Origin of the sequence: Paenibacillus sp. DRB1-1 (genome assembly GCF_052119485.1) — a bacterium.
Lineage (GTDB): Bacteria > Bacillota > Bacilli > Paenibacillales > Paenibacillaceae > Paenibacillus > Paenibacillus polymyxa_B.
This window is the reverse complement of record NZ_JBODQH010000001.1, coordinates 1,089,442-1,107,619: the sequence shown is the minus strand read 5'-3', so window position 1 is coordinate 1,107,619 and position 18,178 is coordinate 1,089,442. Positions and strand designations below refer to the sequence as shown.

14 protein-coding genes and 1 riboswitch are annotated in these 18,178 nt (G+C 46.3%); of the genes, 9 read left to right on the top strand and 5 right to left on the bottom strand.

The annotated features are described in order from the left end of the window. Positions 1 to 54 precede the first annotated feature (54 nt). On the top strand, positions 55 to 429 hold the full coding sequence (locus tag ACQW03_RS05000) for a PH domain-containing protein (protein ID WP_441948525.1): 375 nt from the start codon (positions 55 to 57) through the stop codon (positions 427 to 429). 112 nt (positions 430 to 541) lie between these two features. Here the strand turns inward: ACQW03_RS05000 and ACQW03_RS04995 are convergent, their stop codons facing one another. Further along, positions 542 to 862, bottom strand: a complete 321-nt coding sequence (locus tag ACQW03_RS04995) for a hypothetical protein (RefSeq protein WP_071639921.1) — start codon at positions 860 to 862, stop codon at positions 542 to 544. A gap of 191 nt (positions 863 to 1,053) precedes the next feature. Between ACQW03_RS04995 and ACQW03_RS04990 the strand changes: the two genes are divergently transcribed. The 6 genes from ACQW03_RS04990 (at position 1,054) to ACQW03_RS04965 (ending at position 7,780) form a co-directional block, all read left to right on the top strand. Then, on the top strand, positions 1,054 to 2,019 hold the full coding sequence (locus ACQW03_RS04990; RefSeq protein ID WP_023987573.1) for a carbohydrate ABC transporter permease: 966 nt from the start codon (positions 1,054 to 1,056) through the stop codon (positions 2,017 to 2,019). Continuing rightward, the gene (locus ACQW03_RS04985; RefSeq protein WP_025721535.1) at positions 2,016 to 2,837 is read left to right on the top strand and encodes a carbohydrate ABC transporter permease; all 822 of its coding nucleotides are present in this window, start codon (positions 2,016 to 2,018) and stop codon (positions 2,835 to 2,837) included. Before ACQW03_RS04990 ends, ACQW03_RS04985 begins: the two co-directional genes overlap by 4 nt. 125 nt (positions 2,838 to 2,962) lie before the next feature. Continuing rightward, positions 2,963 to 4,327: an ABC transporter substrate-binding protein gene (locus tag ACQW03_RS04980; protein ID WP_104496467.1), complete on the top strand. Its 1,365-nt coding sequence runs from the start codon at positions 2,963 to 2,965 to the stop codon at positions 4,325 to 4,327. A gap of 255 nt (positions 4,328 to 4,582) precedes the next feature. Next, entirely contained in the window at positions 4,583 to 5,167 is a 585-nt protein-coding gene (locus ACQW03_RS04975) for a TetR/AcrR family transcriptional regulator (RefSeq protein WP_071639923.1), read from the top strand. Between the two features lie 23 nt (positions 5,168 to 5,190). Continuing rightward, on the top strand, positions 5,191 to 6,555 hold the full coding sequence (locus ACQW03_RS04970; RefSeq protein ID WP_023987577.1) for an HlyD family secretion protein: 1,365 nt from the start codon (positions 5,191 to 5,193) through the stop codon (positions 6,553 to 6,555). Position 6,556: 1 nt separating this feature from the next. Next, complete coding sequence (locus ACQW03_RS04965) at positions 6,557 to 7,780, top strand: ABC transporter permease (RefSeq protein WP_441948521.1); 1,224 nt, start codon at positions 6,557 to 6,559, stop codon at positions 7,778 to 7,780. Positions 7,781 to 7,876: 96 nt separating this feature from the next. Here ACQW03_RS04965 and ACQW03_RS04960 read toward each other — a convergent pair whose 3' ends face one another. Beyond that, positions 7,877 to 10,474, bottom strand: a complete 2,598-nt coding sequence (locus ACQW03_RS04960) for a glycine betaine ABC transporter substrate-binding protein (protein WP_441948519.1) — start codon at positions 10,472 to 10,474, stop codon at positions 7,877 to 7,879. Continuing rightward, positions 10,449 to 11,672, bottom strand: a complete 1,224-nt coding sequence (locus tag ACQW03_RS04955) for a quaternary amine ABC transporter ATP-binding protein (RefSeq protein ID WP_029516322.1) — start codon at positions 11,670 to 11,672, stop codon at positions 10,449 to 10,451. The genes ACQW03_RS04960 and ACQW03_RS04955 overlap by 26 nt, the downstream gene beginning before the upstream one ends. A 515-nt stretch (positions 11,673 to 12,187) precedes the next feature. Between ACQW03_RS04955 and ACQW03_RS04950 the strand changes: the two genes are divergently transcribed. Then, entirely contained in the window at positions 12,188 to 12,751 is a 564-nt protein-coding gene (locus ACQW03_RS04950; RefSeq protein ID WP_071639926.1) for a GbsR/MarR family transcriptional regulator, read from the top strand. 154 nt (positions 12,752 to 12,905) lie between these two features. Beyond that, a complete protein-coding gene (locus tag ACQW03_RS04945; protein ID WP_071639927.1) occupies positions 12,906 to 14,387 on the top strand; it encodes a carboxylesterase/lipase family protein in 1,482 nt (493 codons plus the stop codon). Between the two features lie 167 nt (positions 14,388 to 14,554). Here the strand turns inward: ACQW03_RS04945 and ACQW03_RS04940 are convergent, their stop codons facing one another. Next, positions 14,555 to 16,585, bottom strand: coding sequence for a methyl-accepting chemotaxis protein (locus ACQW03_RS04940; RefSeq protein ID WP_071639928.1), 2,031 nt, complete (start codon positions 16,583 to 16,585; stop codon positions 14,555 to 14,557). A gap of 248 nt (positions 16,586 to 16,833) precedes the next feature. Beyond that, the gene (locus tag ACQW03_RS04935) at positions 16,834 to 17,781 is read right to left on the bottom strand and encodes a DMT family transporter (protein WP_076292438.1); all 948 of its coding nucleotides are present in this window, start codon (positions 17,779 to 17,781) and stop codon (positions 16,834 to 16,836) included. A gap of 172 nt (positions 17,782 to 17,953) precedes the next feature. Beyond that, a riboswitch (FMN riboswitch) is annotated at positions 17,954 to 18,098 on the bottom strand. Positions 18,099 to 18,178 lie beyond the last annotated feature (80 nt).

Sequence of the window (18,178 nt, the reverse complement as noted above, 5' to 3'; positions counted from 1 at the left end):
TGAGGTCAAGGAGCTGCGACTCGTTCCTGAACTTCGAACAGGAGATGAGACGGGATGAAAACAAATGAAAAAGAGTTGCGGGCTATTAGTCTGACATTAGAAGCGGGCGAACACATCCGATCATATATGGGGTGTACGTATGATTTGCAACAGAGCTCCCAGAAGATATCGCTTCATGGAATGCTGGCAGTGACGTCCGAACGAATCATCTTTTATTCCTGCACTATGGGTACTCCTTGGGTCAAGTTCATCAGTTATCACCATATTTCACTGGCTAAGCTAGATAAGGATTTGTCGGATTCTAGGGGGAACATCACGCTGATTAATCAGGGTGTGAACGAGGTGTTCACCCACCTGCCGAGTGGAGATTGTATAGAGGGCTTTGTAGCTGTACTAGAGCAAGAAGCAGGTATCTCTTGTGAGAACTAATGATTATGGAAAACAAATAACTAAAACCTCCAACTTCGTAATGTGCCAAGAAGGCTCCTTACAGAATTTGGAGGTTTTTTTGTCTTTTAATTAGAGAGATATGGATCGAGCGTTAACTCAACAGGGTTATAACCAATAAATTATATAATACCAGCGGCAGAATGACATTGTTGTAGGCATAGGAGCGATCAGGGGTTGTGGTGCCTGAGAAGGGGGAGTGATATTCCTGAGGGACTCTCAGATATAAGTGATCCGCATCGATGTGCACAATCGTTCCTTCATATACTTGATGATCCATCGTTTGTACCCTAACTGTGTGATTCATGTAGGGGCTTAATTGATAATGCAAATGATCGCGGATATTTTTGAGTTCCGCCTGTAATTCTGGTCTAGCTTGATATAAAGTTTGCGGACTGACGGTGTTGTACGGCATTCGCCTCTAACCTCCATACCATGTAATGATGCATCGTATGCAGGAGTCCATGTCTTTGTGCTCTACCTATAGAGGGTTGCTTTTACAAAAAGAAAAAACATTAACATTTTACTCCAGCCGACTTGACGTTCCCTTTACATCGAAACGATACACTTACTGAGGTTGGTTTGAAAAGAAAGGGGCGCTCCGTTTTGGGTGAGCTTAACAAATCTATGGGACTGGGGACGAGGAGTCAGCAACAGACTTCGTCTAAAGCCCGCATACGCACGGGTTCGCTAAAAATTCAAAGACTGCGCGAAAACGCGCTGGCGTATACCTTTTTGGCTCCATCGCTTATTTTGTTTGCTGTATTTATGTTTTATCCGATGATCAAGTCCGTTTATCTCAGCTTGCATTCTACAGATCCCGCAGGAAACGTTGCGGCTTATGTGGGGTTAGATAATTTCACTACACTTTTCAGCTCGGGACTGTTTCTGCAAGGGATTAAGGTGACACTCCTATTTGCACTGCTAACAGTACCAGTAGGTATTTTATTGGCGCTGGTACTGGCTGCACTTACACACAGTAAATTACGGGGAATGCGTATCTTCCAGTTTGCCTTTTCGCTGCCGATGGTGTTGTCGGTCGGTTCATCTGCGGTCATTTGGAAATTTCTTTTTCATCCGACACTGGGGATGTTCAACTATGTGCTTTCCCTGCTACATATCAATCCAGTTCCATGGCTGACCAGCCCGGATTGGGCACTGTTCTCAGTAGCCATGATGACCATCTGGATGAATCTAGGCTTCAATTACATTATCTTATCAAGCGGACTTCAAGGGATTCCAGATGACATGTATGAAAGTGCCAAAATGGACGGAGCTGGCCCGCTCGTCACGTTCTGGCGTATCTCCATGCCACTGTTATCACCGACAATCTTTTTTGTGACTGTAGTTTCCATCATTGGAGCCTTCCAGTCTTTTGCTCAAATTAACATTTTGACCAAAGGTGGCCCGGTGAACAGTACGAATGTATTCGTGTATTCCATCTATCAGGAAGCTTTCGTTAATTTCCGGTTCGGAACGGGGAGCGCGCAGGCGATTGTCTTGTTTGCTGTCATTCTGCTGCTCACGATGATTCAGTTCAAATGGGTGGAAAGAAAGGTGCATTACCAATGAAAAGACACCTGAATTCAACATTGCTGTATGTGCTGCTTACGATTGCAGCTGCTCTCATTTTGTATCCGGTTATATATACGTTTTTTATGGCAGTCATGTCGCCGGAGGAAGCAAGCGCTTATCCACCAAGCTTTCTTCCACATTCTTTTCATATGGCGAATTTCACTGAAGTGTTTGAAATTGTTCCGATTGCAGCCTTTATTGGAAATACATTTCTCATTTCGGGTCTGACCATGATTGGGCAGCTGATTACAGCCAGTTTGGCGGCCTACGCCTTTGCCAAAATGGAATTCAAGGGGAAAAACTTCATTTTCAGCATGTTTGTAGCGACGATGATGATCCCTTGGGAAGTGACCATTATTCCGAACTACCTGACGGTACGAAGCTGGAACTGGCTTGATACATATCAAGGATTGACGGTTCCTTTTCTGGCGACGGCATTCGGAACATTCCTGTTAAGGCAATTTTTTCTCCAGCTTCCCAAGGAACTGTTTGAGGCGGCTCGTATGGATGGGTGCGGGCATATCCGTTACTTTCTGTTCCATGTGCTTCCGTTATCGCGCCCTGCGCTCGGAACACTGGCTGTGTATTCGTTCCTGAATATGTACAATTCGTACCTCTGGCCTTTACTGATTACCAATAGCGAGAATATGCGCACGGTACAGATCGGAATATCCATGCTCGAATTTCAGGAATCAACTTCATGGAATCTGGTATTTGCGGGTACGGCCCTTGTCATTTTACCGTCTCTGCTTCTGCTGATCTTTGGACTAAAACAGTTGGTTCGTGGAATGGCAGCGGGTGCGCTTAAAGGCTGAGCACATATGTCAAATGAAAAGCAACACCTGCGCAAGCAGCCCATATACAGAGCTTCAACACACAAGAATACCGCAAGAGAATGCCAATTCAAGAATCATTTAATCAAAGGGAGAGAAAAAAGATTATGAGATTTTTTCGTCTGAAAAGTGCATTGACCCTGCTTATTCTGACTGCCATGGTGGTTGCAGCAGGTTGTAGCAATAATACTGCTGCAGAGAAGCCGAGTAATGGTAGTGATGGGGCAGCAGCGGCTTCTCCAGTGAAGCTGACTTGGTGGCATTCGATGTCGGGTAACGGTGAAAAAGCAATCAAGCAGATCGCTGCTGACTTTAACGCCAGTCATAAGGACATTCAGGTGGAGCCAGTATATCAAGGCAAATATGATGATAGCTTGAACAAGCTGAAAGCGTCGCTTGGTTCCAACAGCGGACCGGACATCATTCAGGTATACGAAATCGGCAGTAAATTTATGATCGACTCCAAAATGATCACACCCGTACAACAATTTATTGATGCAGATAAGTTTGATCTGTCGCAGCTAGAGCCGAATATTACACGATACTACACGATTGATGGTAAATTGAACGCCATGCCGTTCAATACGTCAAACCCGATTTTATATTACAACAAGGACGCATTCAAAGCCGCAGGACTTGATCCAGCTAATCCTCCGAAAACGTATGATGAGTTCGAAAAGGCTGCAAAAGCCTTGAGCAAGGATGGTAAATCCGGTGCTTCCATTGCCATCTACGGCTGGTTCATGGAGCAGCTGTTTGCCAATCAGAACGCGGATTATGTGAATAATGGCAATGGTCGTGATCAAGCGGCAACGGAATCCATGCTGAATTCGGATGCCGGTGTAAAAACGCTGACGTGGTGGAAGAAAATGATCGATGAAAAGGTTGTATCCAATCTGGGACGTAACTCGGACGATACGGCAAAGGCTTTTTCCGCAGGACAAATTGCGATGACGCTGGATTCCACCGCTTCGCTGCGTAATATTGTGGAGCAGGTTGGCGATAAATTTGAAGTAGGCACAGGATTCCTGCCAAGAGCTAATGAAGCTAAAGAAGGCGGCGTGGTTGTAGGCGGCGCGAGTTTGTACATTATGAACAACAAGCCTGAAGCCCAGCAGAAGGCAGCATGGGAGTTCATTAAATTCGTCGCTTCCCCAGCTGTACAGGCACAATGGAGTGTAAATACCGGGTACTTCCCGATCACGAAAGCAGCCTATGAAGAGAAGGTACTCAAAGACAATATGGTAAAATATCCGCAATTCCAGACGGCGGTTGACCAATTGCACGCATCGGCACAATCCACCGCTACACAGGGCGCAGTGATGGGTGTATTCCCAGAAGCACGTCAAATCGTAGAAGGTGCAATTGAGGCCGTTCTGAGTGGTCAGCAACAGCCAAAACAGGCATTGGATCAAGCTGCACAAGAAATTACAGGCAAAATTGCTCAATACAATCAAACCGTAAAAAAATAGTCGGCCTTCCCTTAAAATCGGTTGATAATCTGTAGAATGGCCCCCTTATCATCCGATTTTATGACATAACGGATCGAATGAGTGACCCCCTCACTTATTCGATCCGTTTTTGCATTTTCATTTTTAGAATGAGCGTTTAGACGGAATGTCTAAAATGAATTATTTTCATTTTTCCTATTGCTGGATAACTAAAAATGGGCTTATAATGAATACATAATTTTTGTACTGGACGGTCAGTTCAAAAAAGGAGGAAGCATGAAACAGCAGACAAAGGAAATTATTTTTAACGGCGCACTCAAAGCTTTTTCCGAACGAGGATTTAATGAAACAAATATGGAGGAAATCGCCAAGGTATGCGGCATAGCCAAGGGCACCCTGTATTACAATTTTAAAAACAAGCAAGAATTGTACATTTACATTTTGAAGATGGGGATGGAGCGTTTTGTCCGGGATATCCATGAAGCAATGGCTCATACTCCTAAAGATCAGGTGGAGCTTAGGATTCGTAAGCTGATCCAAGTACATATTGAGTTTATTGTGAGAGAGCCGGACTTTTGCCGTCTATTGGTCAGTAAGGGCTGGGTTTCGCAAGAGCAGCATTTTAATATTAGGCAGGTGCTGGCTGATTATTTTGATTTTATGGAGGCAGAGATTGATTCCGGTAAGTTATATGGGAAAATTTCAAGTAAGCTGGATGCCAAAACAACAGCCAATTGCTTATTTGGGATTTATATTTTTGCTCCAATGCGGTCTATGGTTTGGGGCGAAACGATGAATCTGCAAGAGGTTCGTGAAAGTATTGAAGTATTTGTGTGTAATGCATTGGGCATGCAACATTAATAGACAGATGGAGTGATGAGAACATGAAAGCTAAAAAATATACGATTTACGTCGTACTTATTATTTTAATCGCGGTTGGAATATATGCCTTGACTGCTTTTCCACGGGGTGGAAGCAGCTTGTCTGCGGATCAGTCTTCTTCCATTCCTACGGCTTATGTGGAGTCGGATACCCTCAATGCCAGCTTTAAAATGGCAGGACGGATTGACCAGATGCTCGTCAAAGAAGGCGATCAGGTTAAAAAGGGGCAGGTGTTGGCCCATCTGGAAAGTCGCGAGTTGGAAGATAAGGTGAAGCAGGCACAGGCGGCGTTGCTGGCAGCTAAGAGTAATGTCTCCAAAGCAAAAGCCGGTGTGTTGCAGGCTCAAGCAGGCGTAGGTCAGGCACAGGCTACTGTGAGCGCAGCTCAGGCCAAGAAGAGCCAAGGTACGACATCGGTCAGTGTGACCGCAGAGGCTTCCTCCAGTCAGATTGAACAGGCCAAAGCGGCTGCGAACGCCGCCAAGGCAAAACTGGATGCCCTCAAGAGCGGGGCAAGACCGCAGGAGCTTGAGCAATTGCAAGTATCTGTGAAGATAGCCAAGGAAACGCTGGACCTGACCGTTAAAAATTTGGAGCGTGCCAAAAAGCTTCAAGAAGCCGGAGCAGCAACCCAGGCATCTTTGGATCAAGCGACATTGGAACATCAACAGGCAGTGGCCAAATATAATGCAGAGTCACAAAAATTGGATATGGCACGGGAGGGAAGCCGCAAGGAGGAAATTACGGCGGCTGAAGCTCAATACCGTCAAGCCTTGGCTGCGGTGAAGGAAGCACAGGCAGGAGCGGGCAAAGTTGCTGTACAACAGGAAGATGTCAAAGCTGCTCAGGCTTCGGTAGAGCAAGCGCAATCCGCTGTGAAGGCGGCGCAATCCACAGTTGAGCAGGCTCAATCTGCGGTTGCAGGTGCCAATGCACAGGTAGCCCAAGCGGAAGCCGCGCTTCAAGAGGCTCAGACCTATTTGAGCTATACTACGCTATATGCGTCAGAAGATGGAATCATAAAATCCAAGTCGCTTAGCCTAGGTGAAATGGCTAGCGCAGGATTCCCGGTCTATACCATTGAAACTTCGACACAACGTTGGGCTAAATTCTATGTACCTGAAACGTCTCTGAACGGTCTTCAAGCAGGGGATACAGTCCAAATTAAATTGCTGTCTGGCGGTAAGGAGCTGAAGGGTAAAGTCATTCTGTTAGAATCGGCTGCAGACTTTGCCATTCAAAAACCGAGCCAAAGCTCCGGTGACAAGGATGTCCGTTCCTTCGGTGTTAAAGTAGCATTGCCAGACCTTGCTGCTTCGGTTCCAACAGGCTCCACGGTTCTGTTTACAGGCAAAGGGGCGCAGTAATATGCAGGATTCACAGGAAAGACTTCGTATCCGCGATGTGTTTCGCGAGGAATGGCTGAGCATCTTCCGGGACCGCCGCTTTATGGCTATTCTGCTGATTACGCCGATTGTGTATACGATACTGTTCGGCTTCCTGTATTCACATCAGCGGATTACCGAGATGCCTGTCACGGTGTACGACGGGGATAATTCGCAGCTTAGTCGCCAAATCATTCAGGCGTTCGACTCGACCGACTCATTTGCCGTTACACGGCAAGCGACCAATCAGGAAGATGTTGTCCGTCAGGTAGAGACCGGGGAAGCTAAGGTCGGAATCGTCATTCCCGACAACTTTACCACTCGACTTAAGCATGGTGAAAATCCACCCGTGCTAACGCTGATTGACGGCAGTAATATGATGTATTCCAACAGCGCCAGTCGGATTGCGAATCAGGTTATTAGTAGCGTGAGTGCCGGAGTATCAGTCAATTCCATGAAACAAAAGGGAATGAACGCCGATCAGGCCGCCTCGACGCTGACAACCATCCCGTTCCGATCCAGAGTGCTATTTAACCCGGTATATGATTATAAACTTTTCATGCCACTAGGGGTTATTTCTGCGGCTCTCCAGCAGTGTTTGCTGCTTGGTATTGCATTGTCTTGCACGCGTGATAAGGAAGCAGGGACGTGGGGGAGATTTGGTGCATGGAGAAATACCCCTTGGCGTTTGGCTATTGCCAAATTGGCACCGTATTATGCAGCGGGAGCTTTCAATGTGCTGACTGTATTCAGTATCAGCGCTTTATGCTTCGATATTCCGTTTAGGGGACAGGTACTGCCGTTAATTTTGGTGTCGCTGGTCTTTAACTTTGCCTTGTGCGGATTAGGCTTCCTGTTCAGTCTCTTTTCCAAGACTAGAGTGGATGCGACCCAAACTCTGATGCTGATTGCTGTTCCTTCCTTTATGCTGTCAGGCTATACGTGGCCATTGGAAGCAATGCCCGCCTTCTTGCGGGGGCTTGCTGAAATATTGCCACTGACGTATTACTTGGATGCTGTACGGAACATCACGCTCAAAGGACTGGATATCACATACATCTTCAAAGATATGATTGCCCTGGGCGTCATTGGTTGTGTGAGTCTGCTGGTGTCCTTCGCGATCTATCCGTTATTCTTTAGACAGCACCAGACGACAGGGCAGCATGCCGATGTGCCTGCTCAAGAAGGATTCACGCTAAAAGGCTGAGGGCAACTTTAAATATGGATATCATAAAAAGGCAGATCAGGAGTAAACCCTGATCTGCCTTTTGCTTATTCGTATGGTTTAAAAGCGGAAGAAATATTATTGCGGCGCCTTAAGATCCTCGATAGAATCAATCGGCACATAGGATGGAACGACAAGCCCGGACATAACGCCGGTCATGCTGGTTCCGATGTCATCCACCTTATCCTTGTATTGAGCCCAATAATCAGCATGCGTCAATGGAAGCCAAGCGGCAGCAGTGGCATCTACACTTCCGCCGGCCACGCCAGTCCACATTGGGCCGATTTCCACTTGCAGGGCTGTTACTTTATAGCCCAATTTTTGTTCCAATACATATTTCAATACGTTCGTACTGGCAATTTCAGAATCCCAAGCAGCGTAGCTCAGCTTCAAAGGATCACCGTTGACGGGCTGTAGGCCCTTGATCCATTCCTGTACCTTGTCAGGATGTTTATCAGCCCAGTTTTTGGCAGCCTGCTGTGGGGCAGTACCGTCCTGAATCGCGATCATCACTTCACCCATATCCTCAGCAGTCCACTTAAAGCGGCTTAGAAATTCATAAGCCACAGGAGCATCCTGCTTCAAGCCTTTGCGGGCGATGGTATGAATTTCTTCCTTATCACCGTACGCTTTTTTAGGATCTTTCAAGTATTTCAAATCATATTTGTTAAACATCCAGTGAGGAGTCCAACCTGTTACGACGATAGGCTGCTTGGCTTTGATAGCTTTATCCAGTGTAGCGGTCATAGCAGCTCCAGAGCTTTCAAGCAGCTTCCAGTCGGATAAGCCATAGTCATTCATAGCTTTAGCGGTCAGCTTCATTAGTCCGGCGCCAGGGTCGGTACCGACAATGCGGTAACCGACCTCTTTGCCAAAGTCCCCAGTTGTGGCGGAAGCCGGAGCCGCTTCGGCTCCGTTATCCTGCAAATCAGTAATCGATTTAACATCCATGTAAGCTGGAACGACCAATCCGGTTTTAACACCGCTCATATTAGCCCCAAGATCGTCGAGCTTATCCTTGTATTTAGCCCAGTAATCCGCATGGGTTAACGGCAACCATGCAGCGGGTGAAGCATCTACATCACCACTAGCGACACCCGTCCACATAGGACCTGCTTCCACTTGCAGTGCGGTTACTTTATAACCTAGTTTGTTTTCCAAAATATACTTCAGCAAATTCGTGCTGGCAATTTCAGAATCCCAAGCCACATAACTTAGCTTGAAGGTGTCACCATTGACAGGTTGCAGTCCTTGAGTCCATTCCTGAACCTTGTCAGTATGTTTCTCCGCCCAATCCTTGGCAGCTTGCTCAGGACTGGTTCCGGCTTGAATGGCGACCATCATTTCACCCATATCTTCTGGTGTCCATTTGAAACGTTTCAGAAACTCATAAGCGATAGGAGCATCCTGTTGCAATCCTTTACGGGCAATCGTATGAATACCCTCGGCTTCACCATAAGACTTCTTAGGGTCTTCCAAATATTTGAGATCATACTTGTTGAACATCCAATGAGGAGTCCAACCTGTAATAATGATCGGTTTTTTCGCTTTAATGGCTTTGTCCAGTGTGGCTGTCATGGCTGCTCCGGAACCTTCAACGAGCTTCCAATCAGACAAATTGTAGTCTTGAATTGCTTTGGCAGTCGATTTCATAATGCCTGCCCCGGCATCAATACCGATAATTTTGTAACCGACTTCTTCGCCAACCGGGTTGGCAGCAGCGTTACCTTTGCCAGATGCGGAATGATCTGTACCGACAAAATATTGGGATGCACCAGCGATCAAAATGACAGCTGTAACTGCAGAAGTAATCCATACTTTTTGCTTGCTAGATACGCGGCCTTTGCCTTTTTGCGTAGGTTTAAACAGGTTTTGCGTAAAACGGTCAAGCACAATAGCCAGAACGACAACAGCTAAGCCGGCTTCAAAACCTTTACCGATTTGCAGCTGTGTCACAGCACGGTATACAACAGCACCGATGCCTTCTGCACCGATCATGGAAGCAATGACAACCATGGACAGTGACAGCATAATCGTCTGGTTAATACCAGCCATTAAGGTAGGCAATGCCAGTGGAAGCTGAACTTTGAACAGCTTTTGCGCAGATGTTGAACCGAAAGCGTCTGAGGCTTCGATCAGCTCACCTGATACTTGCATAATCCCCAAATTGGTCATGCGAATGGTTGGGGGGATAGCAAAGATAACAGATGCGATAACACCCGGCACAACACCCAAGCTGAAAAAGGTAACCGCTGGGAGCAAGTACACGAATGCAGGCATCGTCTGCATAAAATCAAGTAAAGGCGTGATAATGCGTGATGCGGATTTACTGTATGCACACCAGATCCCGATGGGAATCCCGATCACAATGGATACGAGCGCAGACGTGATGACCAGTCCGAGCGTATTCATTGTTTCACTCCAATAGCCGAGATTATCAATCAGCAGGAAGCCGATGACAGTAAACAGCGTAAGCTGAACCCGCCCGATCATAAAGGCGATAATCCCGATGATCACGATGAACACCAGAGGGTGCGGAAGCATGAACAGGCCTGAGAAAAAGCCTACTACAGCTTCTATAATGGAAGAAATAACATTAAACAATCCAGCCAGATGAATACCCATCCAGTCGACAATGGCTTGAATCCACTCAGCGATTGGCAGTTTCGGTATCATGGGCATTCACCTCCTTCGTAGTGGTAACATCTCCACCAAGTGCGCCGAGCAATGCTCCACGGACGATAACGCCCAGCAGCTTTTGCTTGTCATCGACCACAGCCAGCGGTACCTTGGAAGAGCTTGTAATTTCAAACAAATCATTAATGACAGTCTCAGCAGCAACCTGCGGTCCGTCAGTGATCAAAATATCTTCAATCTTCAAATTATTGCGCAGTGCATGAACAGCATCCTCGGCGTTAATAACACCCAGTAGCTTTTTAGTGCGGTCAATGACGAACAAATTTGAAATCCCACGCTCACGCATCAATTCCAGAGCCACACGCGGACCACGATCCATGGTGATGGTTTCTGGACGAAGCATGACATGAGCAGCCGTCAATACCTTGGACAGATCCACATCCTCGACGAAGCGGGCTACGTAAGAGTTAGCCGGTTGGATCATAATTTCTTCCGGTGTACCGATTTGTACGACCGCACCGTCTCGCATCAATGCAATCCGGTCACCAATCCGCAACGCTTCATCCAGATCATGGGTGATAAACACAATTGTTTTCTTCATTTTATCTTGAAGCTCCAACAGCTCATCCTGCATGTCACGGCGAATGAGCGGGTCCAATGCACTGAACGCTTCATCCATCAGGAGCACTTCAGGGTCATTAGCCAGCGCCCGTGCCAGACCGACACGCTGCTGCATACCGCCACTCAATTCATCGGGCATTTTATCGCCCCAGTTTTTAAGACCAACCAATTCCAGCGCTTGTTGCGCCTTTTCCTGACGCTGTGCTTTTTCTACCTTTTGAATTTCAAGACCATATTCTACATTCTCTAATACAGTCCGATGTGGGAACAGGGCGAATTTTTGAAAAACCATGCTGATGGTTTTACGACGAACTTCGCGAAGTTGTTCTTTGTTCATCTTACGGAGATCTTTGCCGTGGACCAGAATTTCACCGGAGGTAGGCTCAATCAAGCGATTTAGCATTCGCACCAAAGTGGACTTGCCACTGCCCGATAGACCCATAATTACGAAAATTTCACCTTGCTTAATTTCCATGTTGGCCTTATTGACACCAACAGTAATCTGTTTTTCTTTGGCCAACTTTTCCTTGCCCCAGCCTTGCTCCAGGAGCGGAACACCTTGCTCTGCGTGAGGACCAAAGAGTTTGCTGACATTTTTGACTTCCAAAATCGTCATACATACACCTCTTCTTTCTATACTTTGCTTGGTATTAACCCCATGTTGCATTAAGGATTGAGTATAAAAATCATAATTCTGAACATCCTGAACGGTTAATGACAAAATTAATTGTAACAGAAGCATTGCTTACATTTCAAACAAAAAAACTGTTCATAAAGTACGTACAGAAAAAACTGTACAAAGTTTCCTTTGATATGCTCCTTCGTTCTATAGAATGCTCAAACATTCGGAACTTTACAACCGATAGTGCTTTTTTTAAAATAGACAATGAAATATAACCATAAGAAAAAGATTTATGTATATCCATAATTTTAAAAGTTTACTATCATTAGCAATTTTGCGAATTATGATTTTGAACGACCCATGCTGTTGTAATATGGACAGAAGCTTTGCTTTTGAAACATTTCATTTATTGTTGAAAGATTTCATATATTGCGTCAAAGCTAATCTTTTACGGGTAAATCGTTCATACTAGGTTGTGCAAAATGCTCTAAAATTAGGAGGTTGCAAGCATGAGCTTGTACCAGTTAGGTGATGAGCAGCAGGCTTCGCTGCAAAAAATTCGCAAACGTGTCATAGAAGCTATAGGTAAAAACATGGACCTGTATGGGATCACTTTGTCTGCGGGGCATTTATACGGTTTGCTTTTTTTTGCGGATAAACCGATGACGCTGGACGAGATGGGCCGTGAAATGGAAATGAGCAAAACGAGTATGAGTACAGGAGTTCGAACATTATTGGACCTGAAAATGGTAAATAAGGTATGGAGCAAGGGCTCACGCAAGGACTTGTATGAAGTCGAATATGACTGGCATCAAACATTTACTGACTTCTTCGCTATTAAATGGAGAAAAGCGGTAGAAACAAATTTACTGGTGCTGCGCAAAGCCATTGATGAGCTGGATAGATTGATGAATCAGGGTGAAGAGTACGAGGAATTTAAGTCGATTCTTCAGCAAGATCGTTTGAAAATGAAGCAGGCCGTCGCTTATTACAAGTGGCTAGACCGATTAATTGACTCTATGGAAAGCGAAGAAATTTACAAGCTGATTCCAAAAGAAGAAGTTGGGGATTAATCGCTATTTCCCTATCTTGTTTATAAAAATGCCGGAGGCGCAAAAGTGCTTCCGGTATTTTTTGGTTTGGTCCTGTGCAAAGGGTATAATAGAGATATGTAAAGATTGATATTAATCCGTTGTGTTGAATATATGAGATAAAGGAGGCTTCATGATGGAGAGTATTACGGTACATACTCGTCTAGGTCAATTACGTGGGGAAACGGGGAATGGATATCATGTATGGAAAGGTATCCCATATGCACAGCCTCCTGTTGGAAAACTACGTTTTCACGCACCCCAGCCTTTGGAGCCTTGGGAGGGTGTGCGGACTGCGACGAGTTTTGGGCCAATCTGTCCGCAACCTATGCCATCCGCTGAAAGTATGACTGGAAATCTGGTGGAACCGCCTAAGCAGTCAGAGGATTGCTTATACCTGAACGTTTGGACACCTGCTTCGAAGGCACCTGAGAAGGGACGCCCAGTGATGGTGTGGATTCATGGCGGTGCCTTTGTCACGGGGTCCGGGATTATACCTTTATATGACGGGGAACGCATGGCGAAAAATGGCGATGTTGTGGTTGTTACGATCAATTATCGATTGGGGCCGTTAGGATTTTTGCATCTGACTCCAAAGGGAGATGGCCTGACCTCTAATGCGGGACTGCTGGATCAGATCGCTGCGCTGGAATGGGTTAGGGATCACATCTCTGCCTTTGGTGGTAACCCGGACGAAGTAACGGTGTTCGGTGAATCGGCAGGGGCGATGAGTATTGCCGCTTTATTGGCGATGCCAGCAGCTGAGGGACTGTTCCAGCGTGCGATTTTGCAGAGTGGGGCGTCGCAGGTATTGTCAACTTCACAGGCCGAACAAGTGACGGCTGTGTATCTGCAGCAGCTGGGTGTGAACACTCAGCATCCAGAACGGTTGTTTACGCTGCCGACAGATGCGCTGATGCTAGCTATGGCGAAGACGCATGAAGTCATCGGACCAGGGATGGCGATGATCTATCAACCTGTCGTGGACGGTGTGACCTTACCAGATGTACCGCTGTCTGCAATCGCGCAAGGTTCAGCAAAGCAGGTATCCGTTTTGATTGGAACGAACTTGCATGAGGGGGCCTATTTCATCCGAAAAGAATCCCATCTGATGAACAAGTCAACAGCGAGTCAGGCTTTGGAAATGATGACGGGCATGTCAGACATCGGCGATCTGATAGAACCATTTCCGGTTACGATTGAGGGACAGGCGCAAATGTTGACTGATCTATTTTTTTGGCGCCCTGCGTTGGCTCTTGCTGTTGCGCAGTCGGCGCATACGCCTGTATGGATGTATCGTTTTGATTGGACATTGCCGGGGCATCCTACCTTTGGACAAGCGGTTCACGGTGCAGAAATTGCGTTTGTTTTCGATAATCTGGAGCTGCTAGGTAAGCTTGGATTAGAGATTCAACCATCGATGCAGAAGCTGGCTCAAGATATGCAGCAGGCATGGGTTGCTTTTGCACGTGATGGGAAGCCAGTGCTGTCTGAGGGGGCTTGGCCGATGTACGACAGGGAAGAGCGGACTACAGCTATTTTCCATCAGGATATTAAAGTAGAGCACGACCCCGAAGGAGATAGACGCCGTCAGTTAACCGGTCAGATGACCATATAAGTAAACAAGAGAGAGCGGATCCCAAGAACTCAAATGTAAAAGGCCTTCGCCCGCTTTGTACACGGACGAAGGCTTTTGTTAGTCAGGATTTTGCAAAATCCTCTAGTAGTTAGATGTACTGCTGCTCATTCTTACTTGCATGAAATTGCAACGATACTATGTGTAACTTAAATCTTAAATCGCTTAACCAGTTGTTGCAAATCCTGCGCCATGTTGGACAACTCCTGAGACGAAGATGCGATTTCCTCCATAGCCGCCATTTGCTCCTGAGCGGCAGCAGATGTTGTCTGCGAACTGTCCGCCGAATTGCGAGACAGACTTGCCAAATGGGTGACAGTAGCGGAAACTTCCTCTGTACTGGCTGAAATTTGTTCAGCCGCAGCGGATACACTTTGAATTTGTTCCACGATATGAGATGTAGAGCGTTCAATATTCGTAAATGCACCTTCTGCATCTTGGCTAATACGTAATCCTTCACCTACCTGGTTACGAACATTACCGTTCATGGTGGCGGTGGAGCGTTGAATCAAATCGAGCATCTGAGTAATGATCTGACTGATGGAATCCGCGCTTTCCTTGGATTGCTCAGACAGCTTGCGTACCTCTATAGCGACTACGGCAAATCCACGCCCGGCTTCGCCTGCTCTGGAAGCTTCAATAGACGCGTTCAGAGACAACAAATTGGTTTGCTTGGCAATGGCGGCAATAGCTGTATTCATCTGCTTCGCATCGTCTGAGAGCTGGGATAGCTCATCCATCAGGCTAGCTGTTTGGCTTACAGCTTCCAGAATACGGTCCATTTGTGTCCGCACATGGCTGATCATTTGACTGCCCTGAGCCACATCATGCTCGGTTTGTCCTGCTGAATCCACGATGGAGCTTGCCGATTCGGCAATGGTGCTGACACCCTTTGCCATTTCTTCAACGGCATTAGCGGTTTGCTCGGACGCCTCGGCGCTGGTGGCTGCATTTTCCGCAGATTCCATAACCGTTTCCGCTACGTGTTGTACGGACTCTGTCGTTTGCTCTGTGCTTTCCTTGATCATCAGAGAAGAGGAGGCAAGTCGGGAGGACGTTTGATTGACCTCGGAAACCATCGTATGCAAGGAATGCGTCATCTGGTCAAAATTCTGTGCCAGTTCGCCGAACTCGTCCTTACTGGACAGATTAACACGTTCGGTCAGATTTCCGTCACGGACGATGCGTGTTCCTGCTTGCAGCTTGCGCAGCGGAATTAAGAACGAGCGGACCATAAGCACAATGATGATCGCAGCGGCAAGTATGGAAATGACAATCACAATCAGGCTTTGCTTCAGAATCGGTTGGGCTGCATCACTGTAATCCTCCAGATCCGACAGTGCGACAATGCTCCAACCGGTGAGAGGGTCCTTAAGTGTAAAGGTCAGCATATCTCGATTCATAAATTGAATTTGCGACATGGAAGGAGTATCATTTTCGACGGTTGTTGCCACTTCGGGAAGTCCCTCTATGGCGTCAGCCGGTTTTTTGCCTGTCTTGTTAAAGGCTGTTCCAGTCCCAGATACAACTTTATGTTCAGAATCAACAATAATGAGTCCTCCGCGTTCACCAATCTTAACAGACTGCAGACTTTCACCCATCTTGTCCAGATTCAAAGCCAATGCAACAGCTCCTTCACCGTCCTCCAGCGTTCCCGATATATTAACGACTAAATTCCCTGTCGTGACGCTGGCAACTGGAACACCGACGAATACCTTGCCCTTTTCCAGCATCGCATTTTTGTACCATTTTCTCTCCCGGGGGTCATAATCGGCCTCCTGTTTTTTCGGCGAACGTATGTATTGCCCTTTCGCATTGCCGAGAAGCGCGGCATCTAGCTCGGGATGAGCCTTGACGATGACATCCAACTTTTTCTGAAGAGCCTCTTGGTCGGAACCAATGGAATCAGAATTGATTTCAGTGGTAAGCACGTCCAGGTCTTTCATAATGGGCGCTACATACTGATTAACATTGCTTCGGATCAGATACAGATTCGTAGATACGGAACCACCCATTTGCTGACTGAGTTGTGTTGTAGCCCCCTGATAGGAAAAGTACCCGATAAGTACGCTCGGAATCAATAACACAGCCAAAAAAGATATTATTAATCTTGTCCTCATTAAATAAAACTGCTTGAGAAACCTGTTCCACCACGGAACTGTTTGTTTTGTTTTAGTCATAGTTATTGATTGCTCCTCTGTGTCTGATGATCACTACATTGTTTTATTCGACATAAACCGACGAATTTTATAGATGTAATCTTTGAGAAACGAGGAATAATTGCATGTTTTAGACACTTTTTTCGGAAAATAGGTCTAAAGAACTATGATTTATATGAATACGAATACATAAAAAAAAGCCAAATCGGAGATGCAAAAGCATCTTCACGATTTGGCTTGGGTGAAGTCATGAAAGGGACATTGAACTGTTAATTTTTTTGCTGACGTGAAATCATAAAGAGCGTAATCCAGATGAGCATAAAACCAGTCAATTGCGCTACAGTGACAATTTGCTGAAATGCGATCCAGTTAATCACGACACCAACCATGGGAAAGCTTAATTCTGCCATCGTAGCATAAGACGCTTTGGTCGTACTTAAGCCTTTGTAATACAGCAATAAGCTAAGAAGACCCGGAAGCAATGCCTGCAATAGCAGATTGATAATTACAGCTGCGCCCGCCCATGTACCGGCAGGCATGTTCCATGGCGCATGCTCTACAGAGGTGAGGACAATCAGCAGAGGAAGCGCCACCATGAAGCGGAGGGAGGTTACCGTTTCATATTTCATTGAACGAAGCAAGTAACTTCCCATGACTGTCGAACCGCCCCACAGAACTGCTGCACCCAGTGCAAGCAGACTACCGACCTGGACAAAATCACGAACATGTCCGAAGGGGAGCGACCAACCGAAGGTCAGAAGATACGTCCCAAACAGAGCGACGACAATTAATAATCCAAAATGACGCGGCAACATTTCCTTCAATATAATACGGGCTAGAACAATAGCGACCAGTGGTTGAAGCTTCTGGAGTAAGAGTACAGCATTCAAATCACCATTGCTGAGTGCCATAGTGAAAATCACGCTGGCCAGCGCCGATCCGCCCCACGAGACGAACAAAATAGCGAAAACTTGACGAAGCCGTACCGCTTTGAGTTCCTCACGATGCTTCCACAGCATCGGTGTCAGAGCGAGGAAGAGCAACACATGCTCCATTAGTACAATTTGTGTTGAAGTAAATGACTTTAACAAAATAATACGAAACAGCGGGTCTGCGCCCCACAAGGCCGCTCCAATTGCGACCAGCCAAAAACCGCTTTTCATGTGGGAGCTACGATCAAAACCTTTGGATGTTAGAACAGTAGAAGATTGACTCATACTCAATTAGCTCCTTGCGAATACAGGACCGGTGGCACAAAAACCCCCGTCCATGGCGAAAGGCCATGCAAGACGGGGGTTGATCAAATAAACTTGCCGCTTTATGCAAGTTAAATGAAGTTACTGCAAAACCAATAACGCAGTATTCATCCACTTCGCGGCATGTTGATATTTCGATCTTCTTCCATCCGGACTTTACCGTCGGCTTTGGCATCTCACCAAATCAGTCCGTATCCTGTTGCCAGATACAGAGTCGCGGGCTTAGCTCCATGAGCCATACCGCCGGTTGGGAATTTCACCCTACCCCGAAGATCCTTATTCCGTTTTTAATTTCTCCTATAGGATATACCTGTTTTAGAATGAAGTCCAGTGAAAAATGTGTGTATATCTAACAATG

Coding starts and splice junctions, on each gene's coding strand:
- ACQW03_RS05000 (WP_441948525.1), top strand. CDS start 55: ATGAAAACAAATGAAAAAGAGTTGCGGGCTATTAGTCTGACATTAGAA.
- ACQW03_RS04995 (WP_071639921.1), bottom strand. CDS start 862: ATGCCGTACAACACCGTCAGTCCGCAAACTTTATATCAAGCTAGACCA.
- ACQW03_RS04985 (WP_025721535.1), top strand. CDS start 2,016: ATGAAAAGACACCTGAATTCAACATTGCTGTATGTGCTGCTTACGATT.
- ACQW03_RS04980 (WP_104496467.1), top strand. CDS start 2,963: ATGAGATTTTTTCGTCTGAAAAGTGCATTGACCCTGCTTATTCTGACT.
- ACQW03_RS04975 (WP_071639923.1), top strand. CDS start 4,583: ATGAAACAGCAGACAAAGGAAATTATTTTTAACGGCGCACTCAAAGCT.
- ACQW03_RS04970 (WP_023987577.1), top strand. CDS start 5,191: ATGAAAGCTAAAAAATATACGATTTACGTCGTACTTATTATTTTAATC.
- ACQW03_RS04965 (WP_441948521.1), top strand. CDS start 6,557: ATGCAGGATTCACAGGAAAGACTTCGTATCCGCGATGTGTTTCGCGAG.
- ACQW03_RS04960 (WP_441948519.1), bottom strand. CDS start 10,474: ATGATACCGAAACTGCCAATCGCTGAGTGGATTCAAGCCATTGTCGAC.
- ACQW03_RS04955 (WP_029516322.1), bottom strand. CDS start 11,672: ATGACGATTTTGGAAGTCAAAAATGTCAGCAAACTCTTTGGTCCTCAC.
- ACQW03_RS04950 (WP_071639926.1), top strand. CDS start 12,188: ATGAGCTTGTACCAGTTAGGTGATGAGCAGCAGGCTTCGCTGCAAAAA.
- ACQW03_RS04945 (WP_071639927.1), top strand. CDS start 12,906: ATGGAGAGTATTACGGTACATACTCGTCTAGGTCAATTACGTGGGGAA.
- ACQW03_RS04940 (WP_071639928.1), bottom strand. CDS start 16,585: ATGACTAAAACAAAACAAACAGTTCCGTGGTGGAACAGGTTTCTCAAG.
- ACQW03_RS04935 (WP_076292438.1), bottom strand. CDS start 17,781: ATGAGTCAATCTTCTACTGTTCTAACATCCAAAGGTTTTGATCGTAGC.